Source organism: Paraburkholderia sp. BL18I3N2 (genome assembly GCF_003001875.1).
Lineage (GTDB): Bacteria > Pseudomonadota > Gammaproteobacteria > Burkholderiales > Burkholderiaceae > Paraburkholderia > Paraburkholderia phytofirmans.
Map to the genome: position 1 here is coordinate 217,539 of NZ_PVNC01000004.1, position 15,055 is coordinate 232,593.

Genomic DNA, 15,055 nt, shown 5'->3' on the forward strand with positions numbered 1-15,055 from the left:
CAAAGGTGACGCCGAAGCGAGGAAAGACAGGGATTTTAACACTGGCCGGGAGGCTTAAAGACGCCGTGCGCCGCGGGTGACTCCCGTCGCCTATTCGCGCACCAGCACCACCAGCTTCAGATCTTCGCGATGCGCGGGTTTAAACGTGATCTGGTCATACACGATGCGGCCGTCGCGCGGATGGTTGAACTCGCGCCGTCCCCCTTCGCGGCCGCCCACGTCCTGCGAGGCCCAGAAGCGCGCGAACTCGTCGCTCGCGGCGGTGAGCGAGTCGATCAGCGCGCGGGTGGGCGCGTCGTTCAGATGGCGGATCGAGTCGGCGCGGAATTCGGCGGCGAGCCGCCGCGCGCGTGTTTCCCAATCGACGATCAGCTCGCGCGCGGCCGCTTCCGTGAAGGTGTAGCGCAGCAGATTGCGGTCGTGCGCGCCGTCCAGCCAGCCGACGAACAGGTCCGTGGCGCGCTCGTTCCACGCGAGCGCATTCCATTGGCGGTCGAGCACATAGGCCGGCGCGCTCACGAGCTGCACGGTTTCCAGCAAGGTGGCGGGTGCATCGGCGGCGGCCGGATCGGGCTCCGCCGGGTCGCGCTGGGCGGCCAACTCGAACAGATACGCCCGCTCGGCGCGCGACAGTTGCAACGCGACCGCGATGCGCGCGAGCGCTTCGGCGGAAGCGGAGACCGGGCGCCCCTGTTCGATCCACGTGTACCAGGTCGGACTCACGCCGCACAGTTGCGCGACTTCCTCGCGCCGCAAGCCTGGCGTACGGCGGCGCGGACCCGGCGGCAAGCCGACCGCTTGCGGCGAGAGCCGCTCACGGTGAGCGCGAATGAAGTCACCGAGCGCGCGGGCCGGGGTGGCGTCGAGCGGCGGCGGGTTGTCGGCGGAAGACGGCGTGGTCATGCTGAGCGGGCGGTAGGTCGACGAAGGGGAGGGAGGTAATGGCGATACCAGAATAATTGCTTAACTTGTACTGGTACACAGCGGGCTCTATTGTAGCGGCTGGAACCGCACCACGCGCTTCCAGCGTGCCCCACATACATAACCGGAGCCTCCCATGAAGCATCACGATCAGGTCGCCGACGCCTTCGGCTCGACCGCCGCCGCCTATTTGACGAGTCCGACCCACGCCACCGGCGCCGATCTGCGCACGCTGGCCGAATCGATCGCGGCGACGCCGGATGCGACGGTGCTCGACATGGGTTGCGGCGCGGGCCACGCGAGTTTCGCGGTCGCGCCACACGCGCGAGAAGTGGTCGCCTATGACATCGCGCCGCAAATGCTGGCGACGGTGGAGGGCGCCGCGAAGGAGCGCGGTCTTGCCAATATCCGCACGCAGCAAGGCGCGGCCGAGGCGCTGCCGTTCGCCGATCATTCGTTCGACTGGGTGATCAGCCGGATGAGCGCGCACCACTGGCACGACGTGCCGCTCGCGCTCGCCGAAGTGTGGCGTGTGCTGAAGCCGGGCGGCAAGGTGTTGTTCGTCGATATCGCCGGCAGCGATCATCCGCTGCTCGACACGCATATCCAGGCCATCGAGTTGTTGCGCGACGGCTCGCATATCCGCGATTACCGCGCCGACGAGTGGCTCGCGTTATTTGCCTCGGCCGGGTTCAAGGCATCGATTCGCGAGCGTTGGCGCATCGATATCGAGTTCAGCTCTTGGGTGGCGCGCATGCGCACGCCGGAGCCGCGCGTGGTGGCGATCCGCTCGATGTGGGCGAATTCGCCGGACGAAGTCCGTCAATATTTCGACGTGCAGGAAGACGGCTCATTCAAGCTCGACGCGTTGATGATCGAAGCGCAATAAAAAAACCGGGCGCGACGAACAGCGTCGCGCCCGGCTGATTATGCGGTTAGCCGGAAGACGGCAACCAACCAGGCGCGCCGCAATGTGCGCGCTCAGTTGCCCGCCGTGAACCGCTTGCGTGCTTAACCCGTATTGCGCAGACCCGCCGCAATCCCGTTGATGCTCAAATGAATCCCGCGCCGCACGCGCGCGTTGGTGTCGCCCGCGCGGTGACGCTTGAGCAACTCCACCTGCAAGTGATTCAGCGGATCGAGATACGGGAAGCGGTTCTTGATCGAACGCGCGAGCAGCGGGTTCTCCGCAAGCCGTTCGCTCTTGCCCGTGATCTCCGACAACACCTTCGACGTGCGCTCCCACTCCGCGACGATCCGCTCGAACACGTGCTTGCGCAGCTTCTTGTCGGACACGAGCGCGGCGTAGCGCGAAGCGACCGCGAGGTCGGTCTTCGCCAGCACCATGTCCATGTTCGACAGCAGGTTGGCGAAGAACGGCCAGGTCTTATGCATTTTTTTCAGCAGCGCGAGACGGCTCTTGCGTTCGGCGTCGGTCGGCGCGCTGTCCAGATGCGCGGCCACCGCGCTGCCGAATCCATACCAGCCGGTCAGCAGCAAACGGCATTGGCCCCATGAGAAGCCCCACGGAATCGCGCGCAGATCTTCGATCTTGCGTTGCTTCGGATCCTGCAGTTTGCGCGAGGCCGGACGGCTGCCGATATTCAACTCGGCAATCTCCGCGATCGGCGTCGACTCGAAGAAATACTCCTTGAAACCCGGCGTTTCGTAGACCAGCGCACGGTAGGACGCCATCGCCGCGTCCGACAACTGCTGCATGGTTTCTTCGAAGGCAGGCAGTTCCGCTGGTGCAATGCCGTGCGGCAGCAAGGATGCTTCGAGCGTGGCGGCGACCACCGTTTCCAGATTGCGCCGGCCGATCTCCGGATTGCCGAACTTGCTTGCGATCACTTCGCCTTGCTCGGTCAAACGGATCTGGCCGTCGACGGTGCCCGGCGGCTGCGACAGAATCGCCTGATAGGTCGGACCACCGCCACGGCCGACGGTGCCTCCGCGTCCATGGAACAGACGCAGCGTCACGCCGCGTTCGTTGAAGAGCGACACCAGCGCGAGTTCGGCGCGGTACAACTCCCAATTCGACGTGAGGAAGCCGCCGTCCTTGTTGCTGTCCGAATAGCCGAGCATCACTTCCTGCTCGTTGCCCTGATGCTCGATCAGCGCGTCGACGCCCGGCAGCGCGATCAGATCGCGCATGATGTGCGGCGCGTTGCGCAAGTCGGGGATCGTCTCGAACAGCGGGATCACCATCAGGGCCGCTTGCGCCGGATCGTTCGCATCGCCCAGACGTCCGCGCAGCAGGCCGGTTTCCTTTTGCAGCAGCATCACTTCGACCAGATCGCTCACGGTCTCCGTGTGCGAGATGATGTAGTTGCGCACCGCGCGCGCGCCGAATTTCTCACGCGTGATGCGCGCTTCCTCGAGCACGCCGAGCTCGCTCTTCACGAGATCGGAGTACTCGGCGTACGGCAGGCGCAACGAACGCGGCTGCGCCAGTTCGGCGAGCAGCACCTTGAGCTTGTCTTCTTCCGTGAGGGCCGCGTAGTCGTCCTCGACGCCGGCGCGCTTGAGCAGTTCGGCGATTACCGCTTCGTGAATGTCGGAGCTCTGGCGCAAGTCGATGCTCGCCAGATGGAAGCCGAACACTTCGGCGGCGCGCGCGAGCGGCGACAGACGCGGTGCGGCGAGCGGCGCGCCATGATGCTCGGCGAGCGAATCGATCAGCACGTGCAGGTCGCGCACGAATTCGGCGGAGTCGGCGTACGGCTTGGCGCGGATCGGCGCCGCGCCGCGGCCCGCGCTGCGCACCGGCACGCTGCCTTCGCCGAGGCGCACGCGCGCGCTTGCGGCGAGCCGCGTGTACATGCCGATCAGCGCCCGGCGATACGGCTCGTCGGTGCGGTGCGGCGACTGGTCGGGCGAGGCGGCGGCGAGTTCCTTCAGGGCTTCGCTGGCGCCGGCCAGCAGGTTCGACACCGACAACTCCGCGCCGAGCTTGTGCACCTGTTCCATGTAGTGCTCGAAGATCACCGCGGCCTGGCGGGTGATCGCGTTTTCGAGCGTGTCGGCCGTGACGTTCGGATTGCCGTCGCGGTCGCCGCCGATCCAGCTGCCCATCTGGAAGAACGGCGGCAGGCGCGCGTCGATGCCGTGCTCGGTGAGCGCTTCTTCGATATCGGCGTAGAGCGCCGGGATTTCAGTGAGGAAAGTGGCGCGGTAGTACGACAGCGCGTTCTCGATTTCGTCGGCCACGGAGAGGCGCGAATCGCGCAACATGCGCGTTTGCCATAGCGACGTGACGCGGGCGCGCAGCATCGCTTCGTTGTGCGCGCGCTCGCGCTCGGTCAACTGCTGATCGCGTTCGGCGAGCAGACGCGCGACGTCGTGCTGCGCGTCGAGAATGCTCTTGCGTTGCACTTCGGTCGGGTGCGCGGTGAGCACCGGCACGATCAGCGCGTCGTTGAAGAACTGCTGCAGGACCGGCGTGGCGGCCGCGTTGGCTTCGACCAGCCGTTCGAGCGCATGGGCAATCGTGCCCGGTTGCGAGGTCGAACCGGCCAGTGCGTGAATGCGGTGACGGCGGTTGCGGTGGCGGTCTTCGGCAATGTTCGCGAGGTGCGAGAAGTAGCTGAACGCGCGCACCACGCTGACCGTTTGCTCCGGGCTCAGCGAGCGCAGTTTCTTGTCGAGCGTTTGCGCGGCGGCGCTGTCGTCTTCGCGGCGAAAGCGCACGGCGTTCTGGCGGATCGTTTCGACGACATCGAACACCGCGTCGCCTTCCTGTTCGCGCAGCACGTCGCCGAGCAGGCGCCCGAGATAGCGGATGTCCTGGAATAGCGGATGGTCCTTGTCTTCGCGCGTGCGGCCATTGCCCTTCGGCGCGGAAGCGGTTGCGGACGCGGACGATTCCTCCGCCACGGCCTGCAGCGCGAGCGCTTGCGGCGCGTTGGCGACGACCTTGATCTTCGGGGAGCCGGCCTTGGCCGGTTTCTGCGCCTTGACGGTGGCTGCGGCTTGCGTCGTCTTACCCGTCTTGACTGCCTTCACGGCCTTGTCCGTCTTGACAGGCGTGGAGGTTTTGGCGGCCTTGCCGGCTTTGGCGGCGTGAGCGGCCTGAGCGGGTTTGCCGGCGCGTTTGGCCGATGTGGACTCGGCAGCGGTTGTAGCCGAGGCGGCGGCAGAAGCGGCGGCAGAAGCGGTGGCAGAAGCGGCGGCAGAAGCGGCGGGCTGGGCAGCGTCGGCCGCGCGAGCGTTGGGCAATGCAGTGTTGCGGCGGGCAGGGCGCGCCGATCCGGAAGACGTCACGATGGGTTTCCTCAGGGAAGCCAGGGTCTGTTGAGTGATGAACTGCTACTGCGGAACTGCACTATGAACTGCAACGTGAACTGCATAGTGAACTGCGCGAAACGGTATGCGCCGATGGCGATACGCCTGAGAGAAGACTGTGCGCCTGAACGGTGCCGCGCGTTTGCACGACACCCGTTCGACGCACCTTGCGGCACAGTGCGCCGCACCGCATCATCCCGCATGCGGCGGCCCGGTGCGCGAACGACCGTGCGTGAACATGCCGGGATGGGGCAGGCGCGCGCCGCGCGAAGCCCGTCTCCTCCATCGATACCGCTTCAGCACGGCGCCTGGCTGCGTCTTGAGACGCAAGGGCGCGTGCTAACATTGTTCGTTATTACATCCCGTCATTCGATCAGCAAGCTAATGAACACCGAGACGTTTTCAACGCCACCCCACACGCTTGTGATTGCGTCGCGAGAAAGCCGCCTGGCCATGTGGCAAGCGGAGCATGTGCGATGTGCGCTGCACAAATTATATCCATCTTGTGACGTAAAAATCCTCGGAATGACAACACGTGGCGATCAAATTCTCGATCGCACTTTGTCGAAGGTTGGTGGTAAGGGCCTCTTCGTGAAGGAACTGGAAGCCGCTCTCGCCGATGGCCGCGCGGACCTCGCCGTGCACTCGCTCAAAGACGTGCCGATGGAGTTGCCCGCAGGCTTTGCGCTGTCCACCATCATGGAGCGCGAAGATCCGCGCGACGCGCTGGTCTCCAATGATTACGACTCGCTCGCGGCACTGCCGGCCGGCGCTGTGGTCGGCACTTCCAGCCTGCGCCGCGAGGCCATGCTGCGCATGCGTTATCCGCATCTCGAAGTGCGGCCGTTGCGCGGCAATCTGGACACGCGTCTGTCGAAACTCGATCGCGGCGATTACGCAGCGATCATTCTGGCCGCAGCCGGCCTGAAGCGTCTGGGTCTGGGCGAGCGCATCCGCGCGCTGCTCGATCCCGAAGACAGCTTGCCCGCAGCGGGCCAAGGCGCGCTCGGCATCGAGATTCGCGCCGACCGCGCGGACCTCGCGGCCTGGCTCGCACCGTTGCATCACGACCACACGGCAGCAGCCGTCGAAGCGGAGCGCATGGTGTCGCGCGCGCTCGGCGGCAGTTGCGAAGTGCCGCTTGCCGCCTATGCGACATGGCGCGACGGTGCGCTGCATCTGCGCGGCATCGTCGCCACGCCCGACGGGCAGCGCGTGCTGAGCGCGCAGGCGTCGGCGCCGGCGCCTAGCGTCGAACGCGCGGTCGCGCTCGGCCAGGAAGTGGCGAGCGCGCTCGAGCAGCAGGGCGCGATGGACATCGTGCGTGCGCTCAGCACCGCCAGCGGTCCCGCCGCGGCGAAGCAGGGCACGGCGGAAGACGGCGCGGCGGACAGCGCGGCGACCGGCGAGTGATGACGGCCGATATCCCCGGCAACACATCCCCATCCGTCGACAAGGCGGCGTTCACGGTCGTGATTACGCGACCGGCCGGTCAGTCGAACGAACTGATTGCGCGGCTCGCCGCCGCGGGCATCGCCACGCTCGACTTTCCGCTGATCGACATCGCGCCCGTCACCGACGACGCGCCGTTGCGCGCCGCGTTGGCCTCGCTCGAACGCTATGCGCTCGTCGTGTTCGTGTCGCCGAATGCGGTCGACCAAGCGTTTGCCCACAGCGACTCGATCTGGCCGCATGCGTTGCCGATCGGCGTGGTCGGGCCGGGCAGCGTGCAGGCGTTGGCACGGCATGGCGTCGCCGCACCGGCGTACAACGTGATCAGCCCGCCGTCCGGTTCGGATGAAGACACCGCGCGCTTCGATTCCGAAGGTCTGTTCGCCGCGATCGATACGGCGCTCGGCGCGACCAGTCTCGAAGGCAAGCGCGTGCTGATCGTGCGCGGCGACGGCGGCCGCGAATGGCTCGCCGAGCGTCTGCGCGAAGCCGGCGCCGAAGTCGACACGGTCGCGGCATACCGGCGCCTCGTGCCGGAACCGTCGATCGGCGCCTGGGCGCGCGTGCACGAGTTGCTCGCAGGCGTGCCGCACGCGTGGCTGCTCACCAGTTCCGAAGGCGTGCGCAACCTGAACGAACTGGCGCACGACCACCTCACCGCCGACGAGATCGCGCAGCTCAAACGCGCCGCGCTCGTCACGCCACATCCCCGTATCGCGCAGACCGCGCGGGCATTGGGTTTTGATAGCATGACGGTGTCCGGCGCGGGCGATGAGCGCATTGCCCGCGCCTTGATTGCCGCCGTCCCGCCCGTCGTCCAACCGGTATCGTCCAACCCGGCTCATTCACCGGCTAAATCACGCATGACTGAAACGAACGCATCCACGAACGCTTCACCCCAGCCGGCCGCGACCACTGCGTTGCCGCCGAATCAACCCTTCACGCCCTACGAAGCGCAAAAGCGCCATAGCGCGAGCGGACCGCTGCTGTGGTTTGTCGTCGTGATCATTGCTTGTGCCGCGGGCGTGGGCGCGTATGCGCTCAATCGCAAGGTGGAGCGCACGGAGCAGCAACTCGTGCAGCGCCAGCAAGCCAACGACACGCAGACCAACGAACTGCGTATCAAGACGGAACAGGCGCTCGCCACCGTGCATCAGTCGGACTCGCAGGTTGCGCAACTCGAAGGCAAGCTCGCCGATGCGCAAACCTCGCAGCAGGCGCTGCAACAGCAATACGCGGATCTCGCGCGCAATCGCGATGACTGGACGCTCGCCGAAGTCGGCCAGATGCTCTCCGCCGCCAGCCAGCAGTTGCAGCTCACCGGCAACACGCAGCTCGCGCTGTTCGCGCTGCAAAGCGCCGACACGCGTCTCGCCGCATCGGACAGCCCGCAAGCGGTCGCCGTGCGCAAGGCCATCGCGCAAGACATCGACAAGCTGAAGGCCGCGCCTTCCACCGATCTCACGGGCATGGCCATCAAGCTCGACAACGCGATCGACCAGGTCGACAACCTGCCGCTTTCGGGCGAAGCACCGATCGCCCACGCCACGCCGCAAGCCGCGACATGGGCCGACACGGCCAAGGTGGCCGCGGCCACCGGCGAGCCGCGCTGGAAAGTGTGGTGGCGTGAAGTGAGCACCGGCATCGGCCAGCAGTTGACGAGCCTCGTGCAGGTGCGCCGGATCGACAACGCGGATGCGATGCTGGTCACGCCCGATCAGGGCTACTTCGTGCGCGAGAATCTCAAGCTGCGTTTGCTGTCGGCGCGTCTCGCCTTGCTCTCGCGTAACGAGACCACGCTGAAGTCCGACCTTCACGCGGCCGAGAATGCGCTCACACGTTACTTCGACAACACGTCGAAGAAAACGCAGACCGTGACCGATCTCGTCAAGCAGGTGGAAGCGGGCTCGGCCGCGGTTGAATTGCCGAATCTGAACACGAGCCTGCAGGCCGTCAATCAATACCGGAGCCGAGGTTAATCATGGCGATCCGGGGACTTCTATGGCTTGCGTTGCTGTTCGTCATCGCGGTGGTGCTGGCGGTGGTCGGGCGCTTCGATATGGGACAGGTGCTGCTGATCTATCCGCCGTACCGCGTCGATATTTCGTTGAATCTGTTCGTGGTCGGGCTGGTGGTGCTGTTCATCCTGATGTATGCGCTGCTGCGCATCTTCCGCAATATCTGGCGCATGCCGCAGCGTGTGGCGGCTTATCGCGCTCGCTCGCGTGTTGCGAAGGCGCATGCGGCGCTGCGCGATGCGATCGGCAATCTGTACGCCGGGCGTTTTTCACGCGCGGAGAAAGCCGCCAAGGATGCGCTCGCGAATGGTGACAACAAGGGCGCTGCGGGTTTGATCGCGGCTACAGCGGCGCATCGCATGCATGAATATGCGCGGCGCGACGAGTGGCTTTCGCAGATCGACGAGGCCGACTGGCAGGACGCACGCCTGATGGCGACCGCCGACATGCGCGCTGATGGCCGTGACGCGGACGGCGCACTGACCGCACTGACCCAGATGCAATCACAGGGTGGGCGGCGCATCCACGCGCAGCAGATCATGTTGCGCGCGCAACAGCAGCTGAAGAACTGGGGCGAAGTGCTCAAGCTCGTCAAGACGCTGGAAAAGCGTGAGGCGATTCATCCGGCGGTGGCGGTGCGTTTGCGCCAGCTCGCGGCGGAGAACCTGCTGCGTGACCGGCGTCACAATGCCGATGCGCTGCTGGAGTTGTGGAATTCGTTGTCGGCTACTGAGCGTCATTCGCCGCGTCTCGCGGATCTTGCTGCGGAGTTGCTGGTGGCGCTGAATCGTCCGCAGGAAGCGCGCAAGATCGTCGAGGAAGCGCTCGCGCAGAACTGGGATGCGCGCTTGTTGCGTCGTTATCCGGATACGGCTGGCGGCGACGCGTTGCCGCTGATTCAGAAGGCTGAAGCGTGGCAGAAGGATCGTCCGGAAGATGCGGACTTGATGTTCGCGCTGGGGCGCTTGTGTCTGCATCAGCAGTTGTGGGGTAAGGCGCAGTCGTTCCTTGAGCGCGCGCTGAAGCTCGCGGATAACGAAACGCTGAAAATTCGCTCGCATCGTGCGTTGGCGCGGCTGCATGAACAGCTTGGCGATGCGGATAAGGCGAGCCAGCATTATCGTGAGAGTGCGTTGGCGATGAATATTGTTTGAGGTTTTTTGAGCGGCGCGTTTGTTCCTGGTGCGTTGCTTTGAGAGCTTGAAATTGCTGGTTGATGAGGTGATGGCCGCAGCGGATGCTGCGGCCATTTTTTATTGATGCTTCACGCTGTGCCCGTTCTGTGGTGCTTGATTTGACCGCTTAAGCCGAAGCCGTCGTTCGGAACCTCGCAGTTGCAACGGCTGCTTCAGAGCCTGCGCGGCCATGGAAGAGGTCAAATCTCAAGACGAGTTATCAGCCGTTCACGGCCACTTGCGCTACCAGTGAAGGTTTATCCGTTCACACGCTCGCGGGTGATGAAAACCGAATGTCTGGGTCGCCAGGCCTCGTTGCACACCAAGGCGCAGCGCGATCATTTCAAATGGCTGTTGCGCCATTCACGAGGCGTTACACCAAAGCGCGAATTAAACCAGTTTGTGAAGGAGCCCTGCTGCGAATAGCCAAGCAGTGCGGAAACTCGCCCGATGGGATAGCGTGGGTTGCTCATATAGCGCACGGCAAGCTCGCCCCTGACTTCCTCGACCAGACGCGAGAAGCTGGTATGCGCAAGTTCAAGTTGGCGCTGCATGGTGCGAACACTCAGACGTAAATGGCGGGCAACCAGTTCGACGGTGGCCTGCTCAACGGGCAGCAACAAGTAGATCGCCTTGCGCACTTCCAGCGCGGTCGAATCGACACCGGTTACATTGAGCGAATCCGCGAGGCTCTCGGCATATCGCACCAGTTCCGGGTCAGCGGAGGGATTCGGGTAGTCGAGATCGGCGGCCGCACACACGAAGCCGTTGAAATCGCTGCCGAACTCCAGTGGACAGCCGAAGAACCGTCGATGAAACGTCAGGTCTCTCGGTCCCTGATGAACAAAATGAACCGAGCGTGGTTTCCAGTGATCGCCAAGCAGAGCGCTGGAGTGGCGCCAGAGGACACCGACCGTGAGTTCGATCGCCTGATTCGTCGGGGTACCCGGTTCGACGACCAGTTCTTCGCGGATGGTAACCGTTTCTCCCACGTCCTCGACATACACAGCCAGGGCTTCGTTCAAGAGATGCCGGTATTCAGCCGTGGCCAGCAATACCTCGCGCAGCGTGCGCTTGTGCGCGAGCAGGACGTTGATCACACCGGTACCGAACTTCTGCCGGGTCTCGGCCATCTGCAGCGCGAAAGTCGGGCATGACGCCTTTTCGGCCGTCAATTCCAGCAGTCGGCACGCGGCGGTTGCCGGAATGCGGTCGTCCGGATTCGCGAGTGCCGCGGTATCGATCCCGACCTGCTGCGCAAGCTCGACGGGGTTCAGTCCGACGCGCCGCGTCACATCGAAATAGCCGCTCATGCCTACCGAGCGCAACATCGTTTCCATCGCTTTGTCTCCGCGTACGCCTCGCAGGCGGCCTTCCTGCGTCTGATATTGAGGCGTCTGCCGCACACACCGGTGTTAACGCCTAGTGGCATGAAAAGCTAAAAGAATGGCGCCATATCATAAAAGTGTAGCGCAGGATTGCCGTATCGTGGGTTCTCAACGGTTCATCATGTTCCGATCTGTCTTCATGCGGCCAGCCGTGCCGCGAGCGTCGGAACACCGTACTCATATTGGAGAACACGATGCAATTCCTCGACGATTCGCTGCACCCTGAGAACCAGGACAAGGTTGTCATCACAACCGCGCCGTACGGCCCGGAATGGATGCCCGAGGACTTTCCGGAAGACATTCCAGTAACGATGCAGGAGCAGATCCAGAAGGCCGTCGACTGCTACGAGGCCGGCGCGACCGTGCTGCATCTGCATGTGCGCGAACTGGATGGCAAGGGCTCCAAGCGCCTGTCGAAGTTCAACGAACTGATTGCCGGCGTGCGCGCGGCCGTGCCGGACATGATCATCCAGGTGGGTGGCTCGATCTCGTTTGCACCGGAAGACGACGGCCAGGCCGCGAAGTGGCTGTCCGACGACACGCGCCACATGCTAGCCGATCTCGACCCGAAACCCGATCAGGTGACGGTCGCGATCAACACCACGCAGATGAACATCATGGAGCTGCTCTATCCGGAGTACCTGGAAGGCACGTCGCTGGCCGATGCTGCGCTGATGGCCGCCTACAGCGAAATGACCGTGCCCGCGGGTCCAGCCTGGGTTATGGAGCATCTGCGCCGCCTGCAGGCCTCGGGCATCCAGCCGCACTTTCAGCTTACCGGTATCCATGCGCTCGAAACGCTCGATCGCCTGGTGCGCAAGGGCGTCTACAAGGGGCCGCTGAACCTGACGTGGATCGGCATCGGCGGCGGCTTCGACGGTCCGAACCCGCACAACTTCTTCAACTTCGTCCACCGTGCGCCGGACGGCGGCACGATTACAGCCGAGTCGTTGCTGAAGAACGTGCTGCCTTTCAACATGATGGCGATGGCCATGGGCCTGCATCCGCGCTGCGGCATCGAGGACACGATCATTGACCAGCACGGCAATCGCATGAGCTCGGTGCAGCAGATCGAGCAGTGTGTGCGCGTGGCGCGCGAACTGGGCCGTGAAATTGCGAGCGGCAAGGAAGCGCGCGAAATCTACAAGATTGGCGTGCAGTACAAGACGGTCGACGAGACGCTCGCGGCCAACGGCATGGCGCCGAATCGCAAGGCCGGTGTGAAGAACCTGCCGCTGCGCGCGGCGTGAGGGTTTGAAGCGCGGCCGACGTTTCGCGGACGCCGGGCTTCAAAAGCAGGGCTCGTCGGCCAGGCCGGGGAGAGTTTTGCAGTATCCATAAAGGCTGCCTTTGGGCTGAACGCAAAGGCGGTCGCCAACGGGCTGGACACGAAGGAGACAACTCATGTTCACGCATGCCGAGCCCTTGACGGGCGATGTTTCGACAACGCAAAAAGGCGTGCACGCGTATGCGTGGGTGGTATTCGTGCTGACGGTGGGACTGCTGCTATCCGACTACATGTCGCGGCAGGTGTTGAATGCGGTGTTTCCGATGCTCAAGGCGGCATGGAATCTTTCCGACACCCGGCTCGGTTCGCTCAGCAGCGTGGTCGCGCTGATGGTCGGCGTGCTCACCTTTCCGCTTTCGGTACTCGCCGACCGCTGGGGCCGCGTGAAGAGCATTGTCCTGATGGCGGCGATGTGGAGTCTCGCGACGCTCGGCTGCGCGCTCGCGACGAACTATGGCGAGATGCTACTCGCGCGCGCCTTCGTGGGTATCGGTGAAGCCGCCTATGGCAGTGTCGGCATCGCGGTCGTCCTCAGCATCTTTCCGGCGCGGCTGCGCGCCACGCTCACCGCCGCGTTCATGGCCGGCGGAGCGTTTGGTTCGGTGCTGGGCATGGCCCTGGGCGGTGCCGTCGCGGCTCACTTCGGCTGGCGCGCGGCGTTCGGGGCGATGGCGGCACTTGGAATCATGCTGGTCGTTTTCTACCGGTTTGCCATCACCGAAAAGCGACTCGCGCCGCTACAGCCGGCTAACGTGGGCCGTCGGACGCAAGGCGCCGGTGTGTGCATGAGCTTGCGCGCGTTGATCCAAGGACTCTTTTCGACAAAGTCGGTCGTGTGCGCCTACGTCGGCAGCGGCATCCATCTGCTGGTTCCGGCCGCTGTATGGGCGTGGATGCCCAGCTTCCTGAACCGCTACTACGGCATGCCTGCCGGCAAGGCGGCCATGGGCGCGGCCGTGTTCGTGCTGGCCACCGCATTCGGCATGGTGGTGTGCGGAAATCTGGCCGACCGGCTCAGCAAGCATGCGCGGGAAAGGAAGTGGAGCACCGCCGTCGCCTACTGTCTGCTCTGCTTCGTGCTGCTCACAATCGGCTTCCGCATGCCGGCGGGGTCGGCACAGCTCGTCGTGATCGGCGCCGGCATGTTCTTCTGTGCCGGCGCAACCGGCCCCTCGGGCGCGATGGTGGCGAACCTCACTCCGCCATCGATCCACGCATCGGCGTTTGCCACCCTGACGTTGGCGAACAACCTGCTGGGGTTGGCACCCGCTGCGGTCCTGACAGGCATCGTGGCCGACCGGATCGGGCTGCTCGGCGCGTTGCAACTCGTGCCGTTCGCACCTCTCGTGGCGGCAATCGCCTTCTTCATCGGTAAGCGGAACTATGGCGTCGACCTCGATCGCCTGAGTGCCTTGCGTGAGCAGGCCGGCAGCTGACCCGACGGTCACCCGCGAGCTTTAGACCTGGCAAGTGCGCCTGAGAGCAAATTGGGCAGCCCTTCACAGGCGAAATAAATTCGCAGTTCGAGTAATGAATAGGAGATTTGACATGGCAAAAGCAGTGCGCTTCCATGAAACCGGCGGTCCCGAAGTGTTGCGCTTTGAAAGCGTTGAGGTGGGCGACCCCGGCCCCGCCCAGGTTCGACTGCGCCATGAGGCAGTGGGCCTGAATTTCGCCGACACCTACTTCCGCACCGGCCTGTACCCCGTGCCGCTGCCTGCGGGCATGGGTGTCGAGGCGGCAGGTGTGGTCGAGGCCATCGGCCCGGACGTGACCAACGTTGCAGTCGGCGATCGCGTGACCTACACCGGCTTTCTCAACACGCTCGGCGCTTACAGTACGGAACGCCTGATTCCGGCCGCGCCGCTCATCAAGCTGCCTGATGCAATCTCCTGCGAAACAGCTGCCGGCATGACAATGCGAGGCCTGACCTCCTCGTACCTGATGCGCCGCATTCACGACTTCAAGGCGGGCGACACCATCCTGCTGCATGCCGCCGCCGGCGGTGTCGGTCTGATCGTGTCGCAATGGGCGAAGCTGCTGGGTCTCACCGTGATCGGCACGGTATCGAACGAGGCCAAGGGCGAGGTGGCCCGCGCGCATGGCTGCGATCACATCATCTACTACAGCCGGGAAGATGTCGCGAAGCGTGTGCGCGAGCTGACCAACGGCACGGGCGTGGACGTCGTGTTCGACAGCGTCGGCAAGGATACCTTCGAGGCGTCGCTCGATTCGCTCAGGCGCCGTGGCCTGATGGTCTGCGTCGGCACGGCGTCCGGAGCGATCCCGCCGTTCAATCCGCAGATGCTGGCGATGAAGGGCTCGCTCTATCTGACGCGGCCCGCGCTGGCGGACTACATTGCCGACCCCGTCGAGAAGAACGAACTTGCTGGTGAACTCTTCGGGCATGTCGCTGCGGGCCGCATCAAGATCGAACTCAACCAGCGTTACGCACTGGAGGACGCGGCGCAGGCCCACCGGGACCTCGAATCGCGCAAGACGACCGGTTCGTCGGTCTTCGTCATCTGA

General features: G+C 64.4%; 10 protein-coding genes. 7 read left to right on the forward strand and 3 right to left on the reverse strand.

From position 1 onward, the window contains the following. Positions 1 to 90: 90 nt before the first annotated feature. Complete coding sequence (locus B0G75_RS14075; RefSeq protein ID WP_106306164.1) at positions 91 to 903, reverse strand: helix-turn-helix transcriptional regulator; 813 nt, start codon at positions 901 to 903, stop codon at positions 91 to 93. Positions 904 to 1,057: 154 nt separating this feature from the next. On the opposite strand from B0G75_RS14075, the gene B0G75_RS14080 reads away from it, so the two are divergent. Continuing rightward, positions 1,058 to 1,810, forward strand: a complete 753-nt coding sequence (locus B0G75_RS14080) for a class I SAM-dependent methyltransferase (protein ID WP_106306167.1) — start codon at positions 1,058 to 1,060, stop codon at positions 1,808 to 1,810. A gap of 122 nt (positions 1,811 to 1,932) precedes the next feature. On the opposite strand, the gene ppc is transcribed toward B0G75_RS14080, so the two are convergent. After that, positions 1,933 to 5,184: a phosphoenolpyruvate carboxylase gene (ppc, locus tag B0G75_RS14085; RefSeq protein ID WP_106306170.1), complete on the reverse strand. Its 3,252-nt coding sequence runs from the start codon at positions 5,182 to 5,184 to the stop codon at positions 1,933 to 1,935. A 405-nt stretch (positions 5,185 to 5,589) separates the two neighbouring features. Between ppc and hemC the strand changes: the two genes are divergently transcribed. From hemC to B0G75_RS14100, 3 genes are read left to right on the forward strand one after another with little or no spacing between them, the layout of a single operon-like run. Then, on the forward strand, positions 5,590 to 6,618 hold the full coding sequence (gene hemC / locus B0G75_RS14090) for a hydroxymethylbilane synthase (RefSeq protein ID WP_106306175.1): 1,029 nt from the start codon (positions 5,590 to 5,592) through the stop codon (positions 6,616 to 6,618). Then, positions 6,618 to 8,636 carry a fused uroporphyrinogen-III synthase HemD/membrane protein HemX gene (gene hemDX / locus B0G75_RS14095; protein WP_106306178.1) on the forward strand — a complete coding sequence of 673 codons (2,019 nt, stop codon included), beginning with the start codon at positions 6,618 to 6,620 and terminating at the stop codon, positions 8,634 to 8,636. The genes hemC and hemDX overlap by 1 nt, the downstream gene beginning before the upstream one ends. A gap of 2 nt (positions 8,637 to 8,638) precedes the next feature. Beyond that, on the forward strand, positions 8,639 to 9,829 hold the full coding sequence (locus tag B0G75_RS14100) for a heme biosynthesis protein HemY (RefSeq protein ID WP_106306181.1): 1,191 nt from the start codon (positions 8,639 to 8,641) through the stop codon (positions 9,827 to 9,829). 359 nt (positions 9,830 to 10,188) lie between these two features. Here B0G75_RS14100 and B0G75_RS14105 read toward each other — a convergent pair whose 3' ends face one another. Next, the gene (locus B0G75_RS14105) at positions 10,189 to 11,190 is read right to left on the reverse strand and encodes an AraC family transcriptional regulator (RefSeq protein WP_106306184.1); all 1,002 of its coding nucleotides are present in this window, start codon (positions 11,188 to 11,190) and stop codon (positions 10,189 to 10,191) included. A gap of 242 nt (positions 11,191 to 11,432) precedes the next feature. Here B0G75_RS14105 and B0G75_RS14110 point away from each other — a divergent pair, with 242 nt between their 5' ends. From B0G75_RS14110 to B0G75_RS14120, 3 genes are all read left to right on the forward strand, one after another. After that, positions 11,433 to 12,488: a 3-keto-5-aminohexanoate cleavage protein gene (locus B0G75_RS14110; RefSeq protein ID WP_106306187.1), complete on the forward strand. Its 1,056-nt coding sequence runs from the start codon at positions 11,433 to 11,435 to the stop codon at positions 12,486 to 12,488. A 154-nt stretch (positions 12,489 to 12,642) separates the two neighbouring features. Then, positions 12,643 to 13,962 carry an MFS transporter gene (locus B0G75_RS14115; protein ID WP_106306190.1) on the forward strand — a complete coding sequence of 440 codons (1,320 nt, stop codon included), beginning with the start codon at positions 12,643 to 12,645 and terminating at the stop codon, positions 13,960 to 13,962. A gap of 112 nt (positions 13,963 to 14,074) precedes the next feature. Continuing rightward, positions 14,075 to 15,055 carry a quinone oxidoreductase gene (locus B0G75_RS14120; RefSeq protein ID WP_106306193.1) on the forward strand — a complete coding sequence of 327 codons (981 nt, stop codon included), beginning with the start codon at positions 14,075 to 14,077 and terminating at the stop codon, positions 15,053 to 15,055.